Raw genomic sequence first — 18570 nt, 5'->3', positions numbered from 1 at the left:
AACGCAAGTCCGGTTCAAGCCGGATGTAACCAGATAACCGACCAGAGGCGGAGCTGAGGCGGTTGTGGGTGCCATAGAACGCGCATCCCGACCGCCACCGTTTTCTGGCATCCACACCATCCAGTCCCCCGGTCCCACCGGAGGTGTTCGATGTTGGATGTCCAGGAAATGAATGATGGGCCGGGGATGGATGACCTTGGCGAAAACGGCAAACCCGGCCGCTTGTCGGGTGAGGCGAGGCTCCAGTCAGCCGCTTCCATTCTGGCCACGGCGATCCTGCGCCGAAAGGCAAAAAACGCATGTGTGGGCAATGAGTTAGATGCTTTCGAAGATTCTTCCCCTGTGCTCGGAGAAGGACTTGATTCATTGCCGGAACAGAGCATTCATTCATGACAACTCGTCCGGAAACCAAAATAAGGAGTTGAAAATGAATGAGTTACAGAACGCCGCCACCGGCGGCAAGAATCAGGACCGAACCCGAAACTCGGTCCTTCGGCAGATGGCCCTGCTGCAATCCATGTCCCTGGAGCAGCTCCGGGAAAAATGGCTCGACCTCTACGGAGAAGAGCCGCCCCAGTACAAAAAGCAATTCCTCATCAAGCGGCTGGCTTATCGCATCCAGGAGCTTTTCTACGGCGGGCTGTCCGAGCAGGCCAAGGTCCATCTTCAGCAGGCCGCTAAGGAGGACCCGGTCGCCACTGTCAATCGACGCATCCCAGAGGAGCGGAAATCGAACGAGGCGATCCTGCCCGGGACCAGACTAGTGCGGATCTGGAACGACCGGCGCTATGAGGTGATCGTCCTTGCCGATGGCTACGAGTTCGAAGGTCGCACATTCCGGTCGCTCAGCGCGGTGGCCAGGGAGATCACCGGGACGCGCTGGAACGGCAAAGTCTTTTTCGGGCTGAAGAAGGTTTACGGCAGAAAAGCCGAGGGAGGTTCGGATGCTTGATAACAGCAATGTCGCGCCGGGCAAGAACAAGACCCTGCGCTGCGCCATTTACACACGCAAGAGTCATGAGGAAGGACTCGAACAGGAGTTCAACTCGTTGGATGCGCAACGGGAATCGGCGGAACACTATATCGAAGCCCAGAGGATGCGGGGCTGGACGGCTCTGCCGGATCGCTATGACGATGGTGGTTTCTCGGGCGGGAACATGGAGCGTCCGGGGCTACGCCGCCTGCTGGCGGATATCGACGCCGGGAAGATCGATGTGATCGTCGTCTACAAGGTCGACCGCCTGTCCCGCTCGCTGCTGGACTTCATGAAGATGATCGACCTCTTCAACGAAAAGGGCGTCAGCTTCGTCTCGGTCACCCAGCACTTCAGCACCACCGATCCCACCGGCCGGATGTTTCTCGGCATCCTGATTACCTTCGCCCAGTACGAGCGGGAGGTCATCGCCGAACGTATCCGGGACAAGGTGGCGGCAGCCAAGCGCCGGGGAAAATACTGCGGCGGCGTGCCCATCCTCGGATACGACGTCGACCGGGATAACAAGAAGCTGCTGGTCAACCCGGATGAAGCCAGGACGGTGCAGTACATCTTCCGCCGCTTCATCCAGATCGGCTCGGCCAAGAAGCTGGGCCAGGAATTGAACGAACAGGGGTACCGCACCAAGGCCTGGACCACCAAGAAAGGCAAGGTGCGCGAGGGCTCCGAATGGAACACCGCCCACATCTACCGGCTGCTCAACAACCGGATCTATATCGGCGAGATCGCCCACAAGGACCGCAGCTACCCCGGCGAGCACGAAGGGATCATCGACCGGGCGACCTGGGACAAGGTTCAGGCCATCCTGGAGGACAACAAACCGGTCAAGGTATCCATGGCCAGAACCAAAATGGTCGCCCCGCTGAAGGGTGTCATCCGCTGCGGCCACTGCGGCTGCTCGATGGGACCGACCTACGCCCGCAAGAACGGCCGCCACTACACCTATTACATCTGCCAGAAGGACAGCAAGCGGACCGTGAGCCGGTGCCCGCTCAAACGGATTCCCGCCGGGGACATCGAGCAGGCCGTGATTGAGCAGTTGAGCGCGGTGTTTCGCACGCCGACGCTGGTGGCCAAAACCTTCTTCGCGGCCCGGGACATCGAGCAGGCGGAGCGGGAGCGGCTGTTCAAGCAGAAAGCCCAACTCGAGATGGAGCTGTCGCAGGCGAGGGAGCAGGCACTCGAACTGATGAAACCCGGCAGCGATCAGCCGGGCAAGGCTGAGATGCTCACGACCGTCAACCGCCAGGCGGTCGAGCTCTCGAAACAACTGACGCATGTGAGCGAGCGATGCAAAGCCTACCAGGGGAACAGCATCACTGAGCTGGATGTCTCGGAGGCCTTCCAGAATGTCGAGGGTTTCTGGGAGGACCTTTTTCCGATAGAGCGGAACCGGCTCATCCGCCTCCTTGTAGACAGAGTCGAGATTCGCGAGACCGGAATCGACATGGAACTGCGCACCAACGGGCTGACGACACTCATCGCCGAGCTGGCCGGTCTGGCATGCGAAGTCACTGAGCGGAGGGCAAGCCGATGAAAATCAAACCGACCATTACCGTGGCTGACAACGGCAACCTGCAGATCCACATCCCGATGCTCATCCGGCGCATGCGCGGCCGCAAGACGGTTATTGCTCCCCAGGCGCTGGATGGAGAAATCCCCGGGGCGCAGGAGCCGGTGCAGTCCGCCATCCTCCAGGCGCTGGCAAGAGCCTTTTCCTGGGCCGACATCCTCGAATCCGGCCAGATCAAGTCCATCAGCGAGCTTGCCCGTACCCTCGACGTGGATGGCTCGTATGTGACCCGCATTCTCAAGCTAACGACCCTTGCCCCGGACATCGTCGAAGCCCTGATCAACGGCGAGGAGCCCAACGGACTTTCGCTGGCTAAACTGACCCAAACCTTCCCCGAGGAATGGACCGCGCAGCGCCGCCAGTTCGGTTTCGCCACCGACTGACGACCGTACCGGAGACCACCCTCAGAGCCGACCATCAGCGTCGGCTTTTCTTTTGGCAGAGGCAGGAAACCGGAATTGACCACACTTCTTTTCATCACCGAGGAAGGCGATTTCGAAAAATACGTCCGGTTACGGCACCTCCCGAGGACCTAAGGCAACCGCCAAAAACGGCAACCAGCCGGAAACCTATATCAATCAAGGATGTAGCTTTCCGGACGAGCTTCGGACTTGGTCCGAAGAAAACAGAGAATCAGGGGTCAAACAGAGAAAGAATGGCTGGAGGATGGAGAGAATTGGCAGTGCGGAGAAGCTGTTTGAAAAGATGTGAAACGGGCGCAAACCCTTTAGAAACAAGGGAAAAAAGAAAACCCGTCACCCCGGAGAATGACTCCAGAGAGACGGGTTTGTCTTTTGTTAATGGTGGAGGCGGCGGGAGTTGAACCCGCGTCCGAAAGTAATCCACTGAAGTTTCTACATGTTTATCTCGCGTTTTGAGTTTCGCCTTTGAAAACTCCCACGAGCAGGATTTCGCACAGGCTAGCCTACTGGAATCTCATCTCTGTCACTGCAGGCGGCATGACAGGGACCATCTCGCTGAGTCGACGCTCCTGCTAATTCCGCAAGAAAAAACTAGAGGAACGGTAGCCGCCTAAGCGGCTACGGCATACGAATAATCGTCTGCGTTTGTGTTTAAATCCCGACAGTTTTACGAGGAACCAGGACCTCGACATGCAACTTGAGCTTCTTTACCTCCGTCGAACCCGTTTCGCCCCCTCTATAAGAATGCACATCCACCAACAATCTCATCAGAGTCGTTTTTCCTCGCCACCCCCTTCACATCTCCACATCTTGAAGATAGTATAGGTAGTTCTCCCAACCTCATGGCGGGAAGAATCGAAATGACGCTGACACCGTTCGGTTTGAATGCTTTGAGTGTTAACGATGCTTAATTGTAATATTCGTATTCAGAAAGTCAAGCATCTCAAAAAATGAACTTATGATAATTACTCTATGCGGCCCTCAAAAACAAGCATTTTTATGCAATGCTGGAGGAGACGACCGTTTTCTTTTATTCTGCCGGTCTTCTTTAACTCACTGTCTCTTTCATGAAATCTTGTCGTGTTCTCATTGAATTGCTATCATAAAAAAATATGAATATAGCCTCTACTCAGCTCAGGACAATCAGTGGAGTTTATTCGCACTCTTGCAAGAGCACTTTTTTATTTTGCACCGAAACGGAATATATTTAGAATTCCCGGAGAAAATCATTAAATGGTGAAATTGAGTAAAACAGCCCTTTGGTTGACAGGGATCTCGGGAATTCTGTTAATGGTTGCGGTTTCCTGCGTACTCCTCTTTCCCAGCCAGGGCCTCCTGGAGAAGATCAACAGGAAAATCACGGAAGAATTCCGCCTCAAAACCGGGTATGAGCTGCAATACAAGAGTCTCGACCTGTCCCTCTTCCCGTCACCTCATGTCGTTTTCAGGAAGATCCATATTTCTTCCCCCGGTTTATTCGACACCGAGATGCCTTCACTGACCGTCGTCCCACGACTTCTGGCGTTCATTCGAGGAAACGCAGAAATCGCTTCCATACGGTGTGAAGCACCACAGACGAATCTCCAACTGGTCTCCATGCCTCAGTCCGAAACCCAGTCGGAAACGATAGCTTCTCACCTCCAGGCTCAGGAAGATGTGGTTGCCTTCCTGGCCGGGCTCGCCTCAAAACTTCCCGACCTTCAGATTTTTATAGCCGACGGACGCCTCAATCTCATGGAGAAAGACAAGCCGAGATTCCAGTTCCATGACATTCATGGGAGCATCCATCTCTCCCCGGAACGCCCAAAGGTAGAAGTTCAGTGCAAGTCAGACCTCTTCGAGGCCATTTCCCTAAATGCCTGGCTCGATACCAAGACATTAAAAAGCCAGGGAAAGTTCAGCTTGACGCGCCTGACTCCCCAGAAGCTGACCCATTATTTTTTCCCCTATGCCAACTGCCAGGTCAAAGGAGGGCAGGCAGATTTCGAGGCCACCTTCGAAAGCAGCGGGCCCCAAATGATTCAGTCGCACTTCAGGGGAAAGATCCCGTATCTTGACCTTCTGCAAAACGGCGAAGACATTTTTTTAAAAGGGGGAACATTTGAAGGAACCGTTCAGCGCAACGGCGACCAGCTGGATGTGGCTTTCTCCAGGCTGCAATTCGACACCCCCAGAGGCAGTTTGACAGGAAAGTATTTCAGAGACGCGCGCATTCCCCTGGCGCGACTCGATCTCGACGGCAAAGACATCGATGCAGCCGCCCTTCGCAAGGTGGCGTTGGCCCTTGGAGGCAACAACGAGGCCATCTCCAAGGTTTTCACCATCATCAGGGCAGGAGATGTTCCTCTCATCACCTGCGTGGCTCAGGGAAAGACTCTATCCGACTTGAAAAAACTGGACCACATGGTCATCAACGGCAGGATGATCGACGGAACGATTCTTGTGCCCAAAATCGATCTCGAGGTTCAAAAGGCAAACGGTGAAGTTCTCATCTCTGAAGAGATCCTGGAAGGGAAAAATCTCGAAGGTGTCGCAGGAAAATCTTTTGGCCGGGAGGGCAAATTGATCATCGGTCTCATGAAAGGAGACAATACTCCTTTCCACTTGGATATCCTTCTGGACGCCGACCTCGTCCAATTGCCCCCCATCTTGGAGCGCGTCGTGAAATCTGATGCCTTCCTGCGGGAAATGCGACTCATGAAGGAGATCCAGGGGAGAGCTGTGGGGCACCTGGTCCTGGGAGAGAGTCTCGACGCCGTCAAGACGGATCTGGATATCCAGTCCTTCAATCTGAGCTCCAATTATCAACGGCTTCCCTCCCCTCTGCATATCCAGGGAGGCACCTTCGGTTACCACGGCAACGAAGTCACAGTGCAATCCGCCAGCGGCACTCTTGGCAAATCCGCGCTCTCCCAGGTATCCGTGGCGGTGCGTTGGGGGAATGAGACCCGTTTGGAAGTGACTTCATCTTCCCGGTCCAGGATCGACCTCGACGCAATCTACCCCTGGCTTCTCACTCACCCCGTCGTCAAAAGATTCCTCAAACATTTCGAATCCATGAAAGGCGTTCTCCTCGTGGATTCCCTCAACATGAAAGGCCCGGTGCTCCGACCCGGAGATTGGGTCTTCCAGGCCGAAGGGGGAGTAGAGAATTTTTCCATGAACTCATCGTTTCTGCCGGGACTGCTTACGGTAAAAAAGGGAAGGTTCGAGGCCGATGCTGAAAAGCTCTCTTTTTTCGACTGCTCCGCTCGCATTTTGGACTCTTCCTTTGTGGTCACAGGGTCTCTGGATGGCTACACAAAAGGGCTTCGCGCCGCAGATTTGTCTGTCAGCGGGGAATTGGGCACGGAAGGCAATCGGTACATTTCCGACCTCATTCATTTACCGGACACGTTCAGGCTCCGCTCGCCCCTGCAGTTTTCGCAGGCCCGCTTTGCCTGGAATCTCAATGGAGACACCTCTTTTTCAGCACAGATGAGTCCCAAGGACGGTCCGAAAATGGGCATTGAAGTGCTTCACAATCGCCTGAAGTTGAACATAAAAAAACTCGTGGTCAAAGATGATGCATCGGACGCCTCTGCATCCCTGCTCCTGAGTGAAGGGGAATTCGATATCTCTTTTGCCGGAGGACTGAAAAAAAGCAGTGTAGACCGTTTGTTGCTCCGCAATCCTTTCTTCACAGGTGCTGTCGAGGGAAGCTTTGAGACTCAGTTTTCCTTGGATGCCCCCCTCAATTCCAAGGCCGGCGGACAGCTTCACATCGAAGGGTTTCAATATAAGGATGGACTGAAAAAACCCGCCGTCATAGAGCGGGCAGATCTTTCAGCCGTTGGAAATCAAATCCACGTGAAATCGTCCCAGGTTTCATGGGGAGGAAGCCTGTTGAATTTTCAAGGCAATGTGGATTTTTCAGCCCAGGGTCTTCTGCTGAACATGGATGTATCCGCCGATTCACTGGACTGGGATCAAATTCGCTATATGAAAGAGGAAAGCCTTCCTACCGCCAGGCCTATCCTCACTAAAAGCCTATCTGAACCCCCCTCACCTCGGAGGGGAGACGAAAGTTTCCAGGCAGACACTAAAAAGAAACCGAACTTGACTTTGCAAGGGCTGCTCAACGTCAAAGCGGGAAAATTCACTTATGGTAAACTGACCTGGCAGGATGTCGCAACCAGGGTTTTTCTTCAAGGAGACGAAGCCAGAGTCGAATTCACCAAGGGAAGCCTTTGTGGTATCCCCACTCAGGGAACCATCGGCGTCACTTCCGGAAGCTACCACCTGGAAGCAAAGCCCAATGCAAAAGACGTCGATATCGTTCCGACTCTCGCCTGCCTTTGGAACAGAAGCAACCTCATGACAGGAAGGTTTGACCTTACGGGTGATTTGAAAGCGACCGGGAATCATCACGATCTGACTCAATCCCTGGAGGGCAACCTGAAGCTGACGGTCAGGGACGGCCGGATTTATCGTATGGGGCTTTTAGCCAGGATTTTCAGCGTGATCAACATTACTGAGATCTACCGGGGCAAATTTCCAGACCTCATGGAAGAAGGGTTCGCATACGATACCATCGAAGCGGAAGGCTCTCTGGCCAAGGGGAAAATGACCCTCAAGAAAGGGATCATCGATGGTCCATACCTGAAAATGGTTTGGCGCGGCACGGTAGATCTACAAAACGAGAATTTGGACATGACGGTTCTGGTTTCCCCTTTGAGGACTGTGGACAGGATCATTTCATCCATCCCTTTGCTCGGCAATGTTCTGGGAGGTTCACTCATCGCCATCCCCGTCCGGGTGACCGGCAACATCAAGGACCCCAACGTCGTGCCTCTTGCCCCGTCAGCCATAGGAGCGGAACTTTTCGGCTACGTGGAAAGAACTTTCAAGCTGCCCGTTACCCTGCTGCAACCCTTTCTCTAGCAGGGTGGACTTCACCGCCTTTTTACGCCTCGGTTTGTAGGTCGGTTTAGGGATATCCTGTACGCCGCAACCCAATGAAAGTCCGTCTTGGGTTTCACTACCGTTCAACCCAACCTAAATTTTTGTTCACTGCCTCTAAAAATAGCGGATGTCCGGCACATTAAATTCTCGATGGCGTTATAATTAAAAAAACTTCGGAGACTGTGACGATATGGAACGAATGATCTTTCGCATAAAGGGCATGTGCTGCGGGGAAGAGATAGCGGTTCTCAAAAGGCAGGTCGGCCCGTTGGTCGGCGGAGAATTGAACCTCGCCTTCGATTTGCTGGAAAGCAAGATGACGGTCCTATCGCCAGATGAAGCCGTAACTTCGGAAAAAATCAGGGAAGCTGTGGCTCAAACGGGTATGGAGGCTGTTCCCTGGGACGAGTTCTGTGTACCTGGAACTTGTGGTGTGGAAGAAGGCGCGTGGCAACGTCACGGCCGTCTTTTCATGTGCGGAGCGAGCGGCGCCTTCATACTCGCCGGGTTCCTTTTGGAAGCCTATCGCCTGGGCAGTTTCTGGGATGCGTTGAGCGAAGGCCATGCGGAAGCGTTACGGTACGGCAACGCTGCGATTCTCCTATATACAGCGGCCGTCGTCACGGGCATATGGTACGTTTTACCCAAAGCGCTTTTTGCCGTTCGGCGTCTCCGGCCCGACATGAACCTTCTCATGACCGTCGCCGTGCTGGGCGCCATGGGCATCGGTCAATGGCTCGAAGCCGCTTCCGTGAGTTTCCTCTTTTCCCTGGCCCTGGTTTTAGAATCCTGGAGCGTGGGAAGGGCCCGTCGGGCCATCAAGGCGCTTGTGGATATTTCTCCAACGAAAGCCCGGTTCATCTGTCCCACGGACGGAAATATCGAGGAAAAACCAGTGGAGGATATCCCCGTGGGAGTAACCGTTCTGGTGCGGCCGGGCGAAAAAATCCCGCTGGACGGAGTGGTCACCAAAGGCATTACCTCGGTCAATCAGTCTCCCATTACCGGAGAATCGGCCCCTGTATTCAAAGAACCCGGCGATGAAGTCTTTGCCGGAACCATCAACGCAGAAGGCGCCATTGAATTCCGTTCCACCCGGCCGGCTTCGAATACCACCCTTTCACGCATCATTCACATGGTGGAAGACGCTCAGGCCCGCCGCGCACCAGTGGAACAATGGGTGGAAAAATTTGCCCTCGTTTATACTCCCGCCATGATGGTCCTCGCCCTTCTGATCGCTGTCATCCCTCCCGTTTTTCTTGGAGGAATCTGGACAGACTGGTTCTACCAGGCCCTGGTGATTCTGGTGATTGCATGTCCCTGTTCACTGGTCATTTCCACGCCCGTGAGCATCGTGGCAGGCCTCACCTCTGCGGCCCGCAATGGAGTGCTCATAAAAGGAGGTGCGTTTCTCGAAGCCCCGGCCAGGCTCAAAGGGATCGCCCTGGACAAAACGGGGACTCTCACCTATGGACAGCCCACCGTGCAGCAAATCATTCCCACAGACAATCACACGGAGGAAGAACTTCTGGCCAACGCAGCGGCCCTGGAATCTCACTGCACCCATCCCTTCGCCAGGGCGATTCTGGAACACGCACAAGCCAGAGGAGTCACATTCCCCGAAGCCGAAGATTTCTCTATTCTACCCGGACAGGGAGCTCAGGGAACCATCCACAACAAGTCCTACTGGATCGGAAGCCACCGACTGCTCGAGCAGTGGCGGCATGAGACTCCGGAATTTCACGAAATGGCCACCCGCCTAGAAGATGAGGGGCATTCCCTGGTGATCATGTGGTGCAACGACCACGTCTGCGGGCTCATGAGCGTTGCCGACCAGGTGCGGACAGAGGCAAGGCAGGCCATCAGCGAATTGAAAGAGCTTGGGATCCAAAAGATTGTGATGATCACGGGGGACAATCAACGCACAGCCGAACAGATGGCTCACACAACCGGCGTGGATGCCTATCGGGCGGAATTGCTGCCGGAAGACAAGGTGCGGTTTGTTGCCGAACTCGAGGAAGACTTGGGAAATGTTGCCATGGTGGGAGACGGCGTGAACGATGCCCCCGCTATGGCGATGGCGTCGGTGGGCATTGCCATGGGCGCCATGGGAACAGACGCGGCCGTCGAAACGGCGGACATCGCTCTTATGTCGGACGATTTGTCCAAACTGCCCTGGCTCATCCGCCATTCCCGAAGGACCCTCAAGGTCATCAAACAGAACATCTTGTTTTCCCTAGGGATAAAGCTTCTCTTCATCTCCATGACGCTTTTTGGAACGGCGACCCTGTGGATGGCCATTGCCGCCGACATGGGAGCATCCCTCCTGGTGATTTTTAACGGCCTGAGACTGCTGCGCAGCAAACAGCAGGGGCAGGAGCGGATCAATTCCGATTCTACCGATCCGCCTTTTCCGCAACCGCTTCGGTCTCCAGGCCGGCAATTTCCTGCCTGATGAGTTTGGCTTTCAGGGGAATGGCTTTCTTATCTTCATTCAACAAGCGTTTCAGCCCTTCCTGATACCATCTTATGCCGGACTTCGTCTGCAGCATCTGCTGGTCGAGGTCTTTGGGAAGACGGTTCTGGCTCCATCTCGAAAGGATGTGAAGTTTTATTTCAGATTCCAGGGCCGAATGGTTTGTCACATAATCGACGAGGATGGACCATTCTTGTGCCGACGGCCCCCCCCACTGCAGCGTGAACCCATAGAGGCGGTAGCAAACGAGAGCGGCATCGCGGTCCTCTTCCGTCTGGAAATGCCGTCCGCTGTAGAGCCGCATGGCCTCCCTGCCCACCTGGCTGATGAAAGAGAGGTAAAACCACCGGAGCATGAAGAAATACCCTTCCCGGCTGAGCTCCTTCCCCGCCCAATAAAGGGGGTTTCCGAGATTTTTCACGTTCATGGCCCATCTGGCGATTTTATAAAGCTGTGGATTGCGCTTGACGAGCTGCAGGATGGGGTTTTCATTGATCTTGCGGTAGACTTCATAGTAACGCTGATAATCCCGCAGCCTTCGATTGCCCAAATATTTGAAAGGCGCAGTCGTGGAAAGGCGGGCCAGTTTTGTGCTGATGCGGCGCACCATCTGGAGCAGTTCCGAGAGGGAAGCTTCGTATTGGGGAAAGTCGGCAAAGGGATAGTAAACCCCTGCAACGGCCTTCACGATCCCAACGGCTCGAAGATTCAAGGCATCGACACTGAGGATAAGCTCCGATTCTGGAAGCCCCCACACATCGCTGCGGAACTTCTTGATAAGGGCCATGGCCTCCTGATCTTTGGGGCCGGTGGATGGCAGTATGTCCAGCTCATTTTCTTCCTCGAACTTTTCTTCCAGGAAGCATCTTAGACGCCTTCTCAGCCACCAGCGGAACCCAAGGAGCAGAAAAATGGTCAAAAGAGTCAGGAGTATAAAAAGAGCGCTTACCCAGTGCAGGCGCAGCAACTCCAGAAACATGTCATATCCTGGATAGATATCCATGGCCCCCTACTGAAGCGAAGACTTAAAATGGGGCTGGATCGTCCGCACTTTCATGGTCTAAAATCTCTTTGCCCTGCTGCGGGGGTTCTCCGCCATTGCCCTGCATCCAATCCTTGAGTTGCGGCAGACTGTCGGACTCCCAGGCGGGACTCAGCCGTTCCAGGAGGAATTTCGCATAAAGCGCATTGAGAGCTGACGTGGCATCTTCGAGAAAGTACATTTTTTCCAGAAAAAGCGAGTCCTGGTCCTCTTCGTCGTAATCCTTCAACTGCTTTGGCGTCTTGAGCCCTTTAACCGCCCAGAGTGCGCTGTCCAGGGTGAGGAGATATTCATCTTCTCCAATCATCATGAAGATCTGGATTTCCTGAACCAGTTTTCCCTGCCGCAAGGCGGTCCGTGCTTCGTGAAGCGAATTGGCCTGTGTGGTGCACACCACTTTTTCCTTGCCTTCCCCGGGAAGGGTCAGCACCACCCGCTCTCCCAGGTGGATTTCAGCCTCCTTTTCGCCACTCACGCTGGAGATACGAATGCGACCTTCCGAATTTTCGATAAAATACCAAAGCCAGGTCAGGAATTCATATCCGAGGAAACGGCCGTCCTCCATAGCCTGCGGAGACTGGAGAGGCACCAGGGCACTCAAAATATCCTTCTGCCGCTCATTGAGGGGAATAAGATTCAAAGCCCAATGGACGTGGTAGAGAGGCACGGGATAGATATTGAAATGCTTTTCGAAGTGTTCCAGAAAAGCATCCATCATTTTGGTGCTCGTAGTCCCCAAAAACATCCATTTACCCGCCGGATTCCAGACCACTTCGCACGTCGAGGGCTGAGGAAGGGAACGGTTCAGGAGCCAATTCTGCACCTCCTCCTGAATCTCCTGCCTTTCCTGGCGAGAGGGCCATTTATCGTTATTTTCCTTGCGAAATTTTTGGACGGCGTCTCGAATATACTTCTTCACGATGATGGCGGGGACTTTCCGCTGATCGCAACGGAACTGAAAAGCCACATATTCACCCTTGTGATACGATCCATAAGGAAAAGAGGACTCAAAAAAATCCTCCCACGAGGCGAATCCCACCGTCTGTTCCTGAATGTCATCAGGTTCCCTGAAACACCCGGCCTCTAATTTTTCCTCTACAAAACTCCAAAAATCTTCAGTGGTGGGATCTGGAACAAAAAATCGGGTGAAAGTGGCCGAAGCCGTTTGAATGCCCATCTGCACATATCCTAATTCATTATATTCATTTTATCGGTGAACCAGCTGGGAAAAGACCTTTGCGAGCATCTTTTCCTCGGCGCCAAAAGAGAAAGCCGGAAAACACCGGCTGTTCATCTCGTTCACTTTGCCGTTCTTTCAAGCGCCATTGAACGAAGAAACTCTCTCTAGCCAAAAGCACAGAGGCAGTCAACGGCAAAATAATCACTGCAAGGAGCTGAAAAATTAAAACTTAACCGTTCTAACGATCATTTCGAATTCCTGGATTTCCGCCGCCGACAACTCTCGCCGCATCAGGTGCCTGGCGACCCAGATGGGACATTTCACGTGGAGAGCCAGAGCAACCGCATCGCTGGGACGACTGTCAAAAACCGCTTCCTCCCCATGAATTTTTGTGTAAACCTTCGCAAAATATGTGTTTTCCTGCATAGCAGAAATCTCGATGTGGTCGAATTCAACGCCCGCCTTATCCAGGATGGAAAGATACAAGTCATGCGTAAGAGGACGTTTGGGGTCTACAAGCCCCTTTTCTTTGGCTATGGCAGTGATTTCAGCATCTCCTACAAACATCAGGAAATAGTTGGGGTCGTCTTCCGATTCCTTCAAAACGACTGTATTGCCCTGAATCCGGTCCGTCTTGATGAACACCTCTTTAGCTATGACAAATTCCTTTGAATCCATGGCTTCCTCCTGAACATTGAGTGATTTTATAATCTACATATATAGTCTCTTGGAGAATTTTTTCAAGCAGGCAGTCCAACCCTTGTTTTGGATATAAAGAGAGGCAGTAGCAATTTGAAAAAACTACACCCCCCTGCCCCCCATCGAGGGGGGAATTTTTAGGATAAAATCCCCCTTTGAAGGGGGATTGAGGAGGGTGTCGGAAGTACCAATATCATGAGAGGCGTCCAAAATGAGAATTGCTGGTGAGGCAGGAGGGCGGGTTGACAAGCATCAAATTAGAATCTATATATCTGCCTAAATTTTGTGTCTTATGGGATTGACAGAAGAAACCGGAAGGAAATTCAGATGCCTATATTTGAATATCTTTGTAAAGACTGTGGCGTCGTGTCGGAACATCTCGTCTTTTCGGATGCCGAAAAAGTTCAATGTCCTCAGTGCGGAAGCGTCAAAGTTCAGAAAATCCTATCGGCCACTTCCAGTGCATCGGGGCTCAAGGGTGAAGGCAAAATCCCGGGAGCCGGCGATACGGGCTGCTGTGGATCACGGCCAGGAGCTCAGGGATGCATCCCTGGAAGCTGCTGCGGAAAGGCCTGATTCGAACAGCAGAAGATCTCCACTACAAAGCGGCAAATTCTGGTTCCCACGCCCTCTCATACGGGAACTCATGTATACAGGCGTTCCCACACCGTGAAAGGGACGTTGGAGCGCGAGGCACGTGTGCCCCCCAGTCGGGTGCATGGGAATCAGGAACACATACGGCATTTTCGCAAACCGCCTACTCACTCAACGTCTTCAGCACCCCCGCCATTCTATCGAATGCTCACTCGCCACCGTGTTCCCCTGGGGGAATCTTCGAGCTGAATGCCTTTCATCTCCAATTCCTGCCGAATTCGGTCCGCTTCCTCAAAGTCCTTTGCCTGCCGTGCCTGATGGCGCATTTCGATAAACCTCTGCACATCTTCTTCCGTCAATCCCGTCGCCTTGAGCTTCAGCCGCTTTTCTTCTTCCATGAAGACCTCGGGTTCCAGGCTCAGAAGCCCTATAATCTGCGCATAATGCTGCAAAGCCTCAGACGCTTTCCGGGCCAATGACGCGGCAGGCCCCTTCAGCTTTTTCTGTCCGAAACGGTCGAGAAATCTCTGCAAGTGGCGTTGAAGTCCGAAAAGACACCCGATGACCTGGGCCGTATTGAAGTCGTTATCCATGGCATCCGTAAAGGCTTGAGGCAATGCCGTCAGTTCCTGGAACAGCTCAGCGTCCTGAGACTGGAGTGTTTTGTCTGCAACCTGAGCATCCACTGACTCGGGAGTTCGTTCCTTCACTGCGGCCAGGGTATTGTAGAGCTTTTCCAATCCGCGTTCGGCCTCGGCCACTGTTTCGTCGGAAAAATCCACCGGGCTGCGATAATGTTTGCTCAAAACGAAAAGACGCAACGCCTCCGGGTGAACCTGCTGAAGAACGTCCCGAATGGTAAAAAAATTTCCAAGAGATTTGGACATCTTTTCATTGTTGATATTCACAAACCCATTATGGATCCAATATTTCACAAATGGAGCTTCGAAGGCCGCCTCGCTCTGAGCGATTTCATTTTCATGGTGCGGGAAAATCAAATCTTTTCCCCCGCCATGAATATCGAAGGTCTTCCCCAGGAAGCGCGAACCCATGGCGGAGCATTCGATGTGCCATCCCGGCCGCCCAGGTCCCCAGGGGCTATCCCATGCCGGTTCGCCCGGTTTGCTGCCCTTCCAGAGGACGAAGTCAAAAGGATTTCGCTTATTTTCGTCCACTTCAACACGCGCTCCGGCCATCATGTCTTCCAGCGACCGTCCTGAAAGCTTTCCATACTGAGGAAAGCTTTCCACATGAAAATAGACATCTGCACCCGACTGATAGGCGATCCCCTTTTCCACCAGTTTCTGGATGATTTCGATCATACCGGGGATATTATCCGTCGCAAGGGGCTCCAGAGTGGGCCGCATCACTCCCAGTGCATCCATGTCTTCATAGAAGGCGGCAATGTAGCGCTGTGCAATGGTGCGATAGTCCGTTCCCTCTTCGTTGGCGCGGCGAATGATTTTGTCATCGATATCCGTAAAGTTGCGCACATACGTCACATCGTAGCCGAGGTGCATGAGATATCGATAGACGACATCGAAAACGATGGCGGAACGCGCATGCCCTATATGGCAATAGTCGTAGACCGTTACTCCGCAGACATAAAATCTGACTTTCCCGGGTTCCAGAGGAACAAATTCTTCCTTGCTTTTTGTGAGCGTATTATAAAGTTGCAATCCCATGTGTATGATCTCCATAGACGGCAGGAAGCAAGCATCGAAGTTTCAGTGCAGCCTGCAATCTTTTCACTATAACATCAACATAACATCAGGATTTAGGGAGTGAGTCGCTCTTGAAATCCCCATTCACCGCAGAGGCCCAAAGATCACAGAGGAATCCCATAAGAATTCCAAAATCTTCTCCGTGCCTTCCGCGTCTTTGTGGTGAATAACGGGATATTAGAATCCGCCAACTCCCTTAAAAGAATGTTGAGTGGCTCGAACCGAAGGCGACAAGAGCCCGAAACGAAACCGCACATTCTCAACATCAAAATCATTGAACTCTCTCTTCAAGGAGAGCTACTGCATATGCCGCCACCCCTTCTTCCCGACCCGTAAAGCCGAGCTTTTCAGTCGTGGTGGCCTTGACATTGACCGACGAAAGGGGAAGTCCCGCGACCCTGGCAATTTGTTCAACCATTCTGGAAATATAAGGGGCAAGACGAGGTTTTTGAAGGACCAAGGTGCTGTCGATGTTTTGCACTTTGAAGCCGCGCTCCTCGATCAATTCCACCGTGCGCTCCAGGAGCAGCAGGCTGGAGATTCCCTTGTAGGCCGGATCGGAATCCGGAAAATGGCGCCCGATATCCCCGAGGGCTGCCGCACCCAGAAGGGCATCCGCGATGGCGTGCAACAGCACATCGGCATCCGAATGGCCGAGCAGTCCGTATTCGTAGGGGACTTCGACCCCCCCCAGAAAAAGAGGACGTCCTTCCACAAACGCATGAACGTCGTATCCAAATCCCACCCTCATGCTTCCCCCCCCGCAGATTGAAGGTTTTCCCTCTCGGGATTTCGACCAAGATACCACGCAGCCCAGTCGAGATCCTCGGGAGTGGTCACCTTTATGTTCGAACGCTCCCCATGGACCACGGAAACCGGGATTTGAAGGCGTTCCACAAAGGAGGCATCGTCCGTCCCCACCCATCCGTATTTCCGGGCTTCTTCGTAAGCTCTAAGCAGAATTTCCTTGCGGAACACCTGAGGCGTCTGAACCAGCCAGATTTCCTCGCGCGGCAGCGTTTCCCGGACGACTGCGTCCAGAACGCGCTTGACCGTATCCGTGGCAGAAAGAGCCGCAACGGCCGCCCCCGAGATTTGAGCCGCTTTCCAGGTTTTCTCTAGGAGTTTCAGGGATGCAAAAGGACGCACGCCATCGTGCACCATCACCCAATCGCAGTCTGAAGGCAACCGGCACAAGCCGTTGTAAACGCTGTCCTGCCTTTCCGCTCCCCCCACAACCACTGAAAAACGGGACCCGTCCCGAATCGAATCGGAGAAGCCCTGAATCAGCTCTCGAGCTTCAGATATAAAATCCTGAGGAACCACCAGAAAAATCTCCGACAGGAAGGAAGCCTTCGAAAAAATATCCAATGTATGAGAAAGAAGGGACTTTCCTGATACTTCAAGAAACTGTTTGGGTTTGTTTCTACCCATCCGCAGACCGCGTCCGGCAGCGGGAATGATTGCACAGGTTTTTGACATCATTTAAAAATCCAAAACAATAGAGAAGATGGAGCCGGTTCAAAAGGAGATCCACAAGAAGAAAAGTATAAACTCTCTTTTTTTCGCCGCCATGGAAGACGGCGCTACCGTTGATTTTTGGCACATTTGAAAAAAAAGGGATTTGGAGCAGGTCATAAGCCGGGTTCTGTTCCCCATCCTCCCCGAAGGAAGAACGAGGCAATGATCATTCCTCTAGCCCCACTGTTACCAGTGGGATCAAGCAACCAACCCGAGAGCTCGGACGGGCCGCCCTCAAACGCTCTCCTATTCGGTCTTGCTCCGGGTGGGGCTTGCCTAGCTCCCGATGTCGCCACCGAGACTGGTGAGCTCTTACCTCACCGTTTCACCCTTACCCCGCCATTGGCGAGGCGGTCTGCTTTCTGTTGCGCTTTCCTCCTCGTCGCCGAGACTGGGCGTTACCCAGCACCATGCCCTGTGGAGCCCGGACTTTCCTCCCGTCTTTCCCCGCAAGGGGATAAACCAGCGATCATTTGCCCTACTCCAAATCCCCAACTGCCGGCAGATCAAAATTTCCAGGTTGGACATCGCAGATATCATATATTCGTAATAATAGCAAATTTCGTTGTCTGTTCAAGCCGGCAAATAGCAAAACCTCGCAAACTTTGCAAGGGCTCAGCCGGCTGCAATGCCGCCCATTCTTTGACGACCCTGCGGATATGCAAAGGGTGGTCAACAGTTACAAAGCTTCTTCGGCTTTGCGCGTGAGATCGTTGAGTGTATTTTCCAGTTCCAGACGTTTACGATCCATTTGCTCCGCAGACATATTCCGCGGCACCCAAAGGGGAGGCCCGAAAGCGAGTACGACTCGGGAGAAGGGTTTGGCAAGAAGAGTGCGATCCCAACTGTGGAAACGCCAGCAGGGATCGGCCGCCACGCTCACAGGCACCAGAGGAGCCTCCGTGTAGCGAGCCAGGAGCAGAATCCCTTTCTGGGCCACCAGCGGCGGCCCTTTGGAACCGTCCGCCACGAAACCTCCGCCGGGACCACGCTTGATCTCCGCAATGATCCGGCGCAGTGCCGTCGCGCCGCCCTTTCCGGGCGAACCACGGAAACTCTTGTAACCCAAATGTTTCAGAACTCGAGCGGCCCACTCTCCATCACGGCTGCGGCTGACCATAACCATTCCGTTGCGATCCCTGAAATGGTAAATGACTGCTGGAAAGGCAAAATGCCAGGATACAAACAAGGCCGGCCCGTCGTGCGCCAAAGCCGCATCTTCATGTTCTTTTCCCAAGATGCTAAAATGACAGCTCCCATGGAGGAATCGCATCATCCCTGCCACTAGTCGGGGCAAGAAGGGCACCTGCTCCACATGGAACCGGCGCGAAGCTTTTTTGCCGGGGGACTCCACCGTCACAGATTTTTCGCTCATGATCTACCTTGCATATCAAGTGAAAG

At 53.4% G+C, this 18570-nt stretch carries 14 protein-coding genes and 2 other RNA genes; 7 read left to right on the top strand and 9 right to left on the bottom strand.

Going from position 1 to position 18570, the window contains the following annotated elements; genetic code table 11:
* Window positions 1-150: 150 nt before the first annotated feature.
* Genes QMG16_RS00640 through QMG16_RS00625 form a run of 4 tightly spaced genes read left to right on the top strand, consistent with a single transcriptional unit; the run spans window position 151 to window position 2950 of the window.
* Complete coding sequence (locus QMG16_RS00640; protein WP_281791751.1) at window positions 151-393, top strand: hypothetical protein; 243 nt, start codon at window positions 151-153, stop codon at window positions 391-393.
* A 34-nt stretch (window positions 394-427) separates the two neighbouring features.
* A complete protein-coding gene (locus QMG16_RS00635) occupies window positions 428-952 on the top strand; it encodes a DUF2924 domain-containing protein (RefSeq protein ID WP_281791750.1) in 525 nt (174 codons plus the stop codon).
* On the top strand, window positions 945-2531 hold the full coding sequence (locus QMG16_RS00630; protein ID WP_281791749.1) for a recombinase family protein: 1587 nt from the start codon (window positions 945-947) through the stop codon (window positions 2529-2531). The genes QMG16_RS00635 and QMG16_RS00630 overlap by 8 nt, the downstream gene beginning before the upstream one ends.
* Window positions 2528-2950 (top strand): hypothetical protein, encoded by a 423-nt coding sequence (locus tag QMG16_RS00625; RefSeq protein ID WP_281791748.1) that lies wholly within the window; start codon window positions 2528-2530, stop codon window positions 2948-2950. The genes QMG16_RS00630 and QMG16_RS00625 overlap by 4 nt, the downstream gene beginning before the upstream one ends.
* A gap of 418 nt (window positions 2951-3368) precedes the next feature.
* Here QMG16_RS00625 and ssrA read toward each other — a convergent pair.
* Window positions 3369-3724, bottom strand: a transfer-messenger RNA (tmRNA) gene (ssrA, locus tag QMG16_RS00620).
* A gap of 498 nt (window positions 3725-4222) precedes the next feature.
* Between ssrA and QMG16_RS00615 the strand changes: the two genes are divergently transcribed.
* Together QMG16_RS00615 and QMG16_RS00610 are read left to right on the top strand one after the other, a co-directional pair.
* Window positions 4223-7912: a DUF3971 domain-containing protein gene (locus QMG16_RS00615; RefSeq protein ID WP_281791746.1), complete on the top strand. Its 3690-nt coding sequence runs from the start codon at window positions 4223-4225 to the stop codon at window positions 7910-7912.
* A gap of 220 nt (window positions 7913-8132) precedes the next feature.
* Window positions 8133-10388: a heavy metal translocating P-type ATPase gene (locus tag QMG16_RS00610; protein WP_281791745.1), complete on the top strand. Its 2256-nt coding sequence runs from the start codon at window positions 8133-8135 to the stop codon at window positions 10386-10388.
* Here QMG16_RS00610 and QMG16_RS00605 read toward each other — a convergent pair.
* The 3 genes from QMG16_RS00605 to QMG16_RS00595 all read right to left on the bottom strand — a co-directional run bounded on the left by QMG16_RS00605 (window position 10330) and on the right by QMG16_RS00595 (window position 13309).
* Entirely contained in the window at window positions 10330-11412 is a 1083-nt protein-coding gene (locus tag QMG16_RS00605) for a hypothetical protein (protein ID WP_281791744.1), read from the bottom strand. The two genes, QMG16_RS00610 and QMG16_RS00605, sit on opposite strands and share 59 nt — an antisense overlap.
* 22 nt (window positions 11413-11434) lie before the next feature.
* On the bottom strand, window positions 11435-12628 hold the full coding sequence (gene rdgC, locus QMG16_RS00600) for a recombination-associated protein RdgC (protein WP_281791743.1): 1194 nt from the start codon (window positions 12626-12628) through the stop codon (window positions 11435-11437).
* A 225-nt stretch (window positions 12629-12853) separates the two neighbouring features.
* On the bottom strand, window positions 12854-13309 hold the full coding sequence (locus QMG16_RS00595; RefSeq protein WP_281791742.1) for a bifunctional nuclease family protein: 456 nt from the start codon (window positions 13307-13309) through the stop codon (window positions 12854-12856).
* 348 nt (window positions 13310-13657) lie between these two features.
* On the opposite strand from QMG16_RS00595, the gene QMG16_RS00590 reads away from it, so the two are divergent.
* Window positions 13658-13906, top strand: a complete 249-nt coding sequence (locus QMG16_RS00590) for an FmdB family zinc ribbon protein (protein WP_281791741.1) — start codon at window positions 13658-13660, stop codon at window positions 13904-13906.
* A gap of 215 nt (window positions 13907-14121) precedes the next feature.
* Here QMG16_RS00590 and cysS read toward each other — a convergent pair whose 3' ends face one another.
* The 5 genes from cysS to QMG16_RS00565 all read right to left on the bottom strand — a co-directional run bounded on the left by cysS (window position 14122) and on the right by QMG16_RS00565 (window position 18544).
* On the bottom strand, window positions 14122-15609 hold the full coding sequence (gene cysS, locus QMG16_RS00585) for a cysteine--tRNA ligase (RefSeq protein ID WP_281791740.1): 1488 nt from the start codon (window positions 15607-15609) through the stop codon (window positions 14122-14124).
* A 310-nt stretch (window positions 15610-15919) separates the two neighbouring features.
* Window positions 15920-16399, bottom strand: a complete 480-nt coding sequence (gene ispF / locus QMG16_RS00580; protein WP_281791739.1) for a 2-C-methyl-D-erythritol 2,4-cyclodiphosphate synthase — start codon at window positions 16397-16399, stop codon at window positions 15920-15922.
* Window positions 16396-17133, bottom strand: a complete 738-nt coding sequence (ispD, locus tag QMG16_RS00575; RefSeq protein ID WP_281791738.1) for a 2-C-methyl-D-erythritol 4-phosphate cytidylyltransferase — start codon at window positions 17131-17133, stop codon at window positions 16396-16398. The genes ispF and ispD overlap by 4 nt, the downstream gene beginning before the upstream one ends.
* Before the next feature lie 137 nt (window positions 17134-17270).
* Window positions 17271-17654: RNase P RNA component class A (gene rnpB, locus QMG16_RS00570), an RNA gene on the bottom strand.
* Window positions 17655-17848: 194 nt separating this feature from the next.
* Window positions 17849-18544, bottom strand: coding sequence for a lysophospholipid acyltransferase family protein (locus QMG16_RS00565; protein ID WP_281791737.1), 696 nt, complete (start codon window positions 18542-18544; stop codon window positions 17849-17851).
* Window positions 18545-18570: the final 26 nt, after the last annotated feature.

The organism is Desulforhabdus amnigena (genome assembly GCF_027925305.1).
Classification (GTDB): domain Bacteria; phylum Desulfobacterota; class Syntrophobacteria; order Syntrophobacterales; family Syntrophobacteraceae; genus Desulforhabdus; species Desulforhabdus amnigena.
This window is presented reverse-complemented; position numbering and strand designations above follow the sequence as displayed.

Coding starts and splice junctions, on each gene's coding strand:
- QMG16_RS00640 (WP_281791751.1), top strand. CDS start 151: ATGTTGGATGTCCAGGAAATGAATGATGGGCCGGGGATGGATGACCTT.
- QMG16_RS00635 (WP_281791750.1), top strand. CDS start 428: ATGAATGAGTTACAGAACGCCGCCACCGGCGGCAAGAATCAGGACCGA.
- QMG16_RS00630 (WP_281791749.1), top strand. CDS start 945: ATGCTTGATAACAGCAATGTCGCGCCGGGCAAGAACAAGACCCTGCGC.
- QMG16_RS00625 (WP_281791748.1), top strand. CDS start 2,528: ATGAAAATCAAACCGACCATTACCGTGGCTGACAACGGCAACCTGCAG.
- QMG16_RS00615 (WP_281791746.1), top strand. CDS start 4,223: ATGGTGAAATTGAGTAAAACAGCCCTTTGGTTGACAGGGATCTCGGGA.
- QMG16_RS00610 (WP_281791745.1), top strand. CDS start 8,133: ATGATCTTTCGCATAAAGGGCATGTGCTGCGGGGAAGAGATAGCGGTT.
- QMG16_RS00605 (WP_281791744.1), bottom strand. CDS start 11,412: ATGGATATCTATCCAGGATATGACATGTTTCTGGAGTTGCTGCGCCTG.
- rdgC (WP_281791743.1), bottom strand. CDS start 12,628: ATGGGCATTCAAACGGCTTCGGCCACTTTCACCCGATTTTTTGTTCCA.
- QMG16_RS00595 (WP_281791742.1), bottom strand. CDS start 13,309: ATGGATTCAAAGGAATTTGTCATAGCTAAAGAGGTGTTCATCAAGACG.
- QMG16_RS00590 (WP_281791741.1), top strand. CDS start 13,658: ATGCCTATATTTGAATATCTTTGTAAAGACTGTGGCGTCGTGTCGGAA.
- cysS (WP_281791740.1), bottom strand. CDS start 15,609: ATGGGATTGCAACTTTATAATACGCTCACAAAAAGCAAGGAAGAATTT.
- ispF (WP_281791739.1), bottom strand. CDS start 16,399: ATGAGGGTGGGATTTGGATACGACGTTCATGCGTTTGTGGAAGGACGT.
- ispD (WP_281791738.1), bottom strand. CDS start 17,133: ATGATGTCAAAAACCTGTGCAATCATTCCCGCTGCCGGACGCGGTCTG.
- QMG16_RS00565 (WP_281791737.1), bottom strand. CDS start 18,544: ATGAGCGAAAAATCTGTGACGGTGGAGTCCCCCGGCAAAAAAGCTTCG.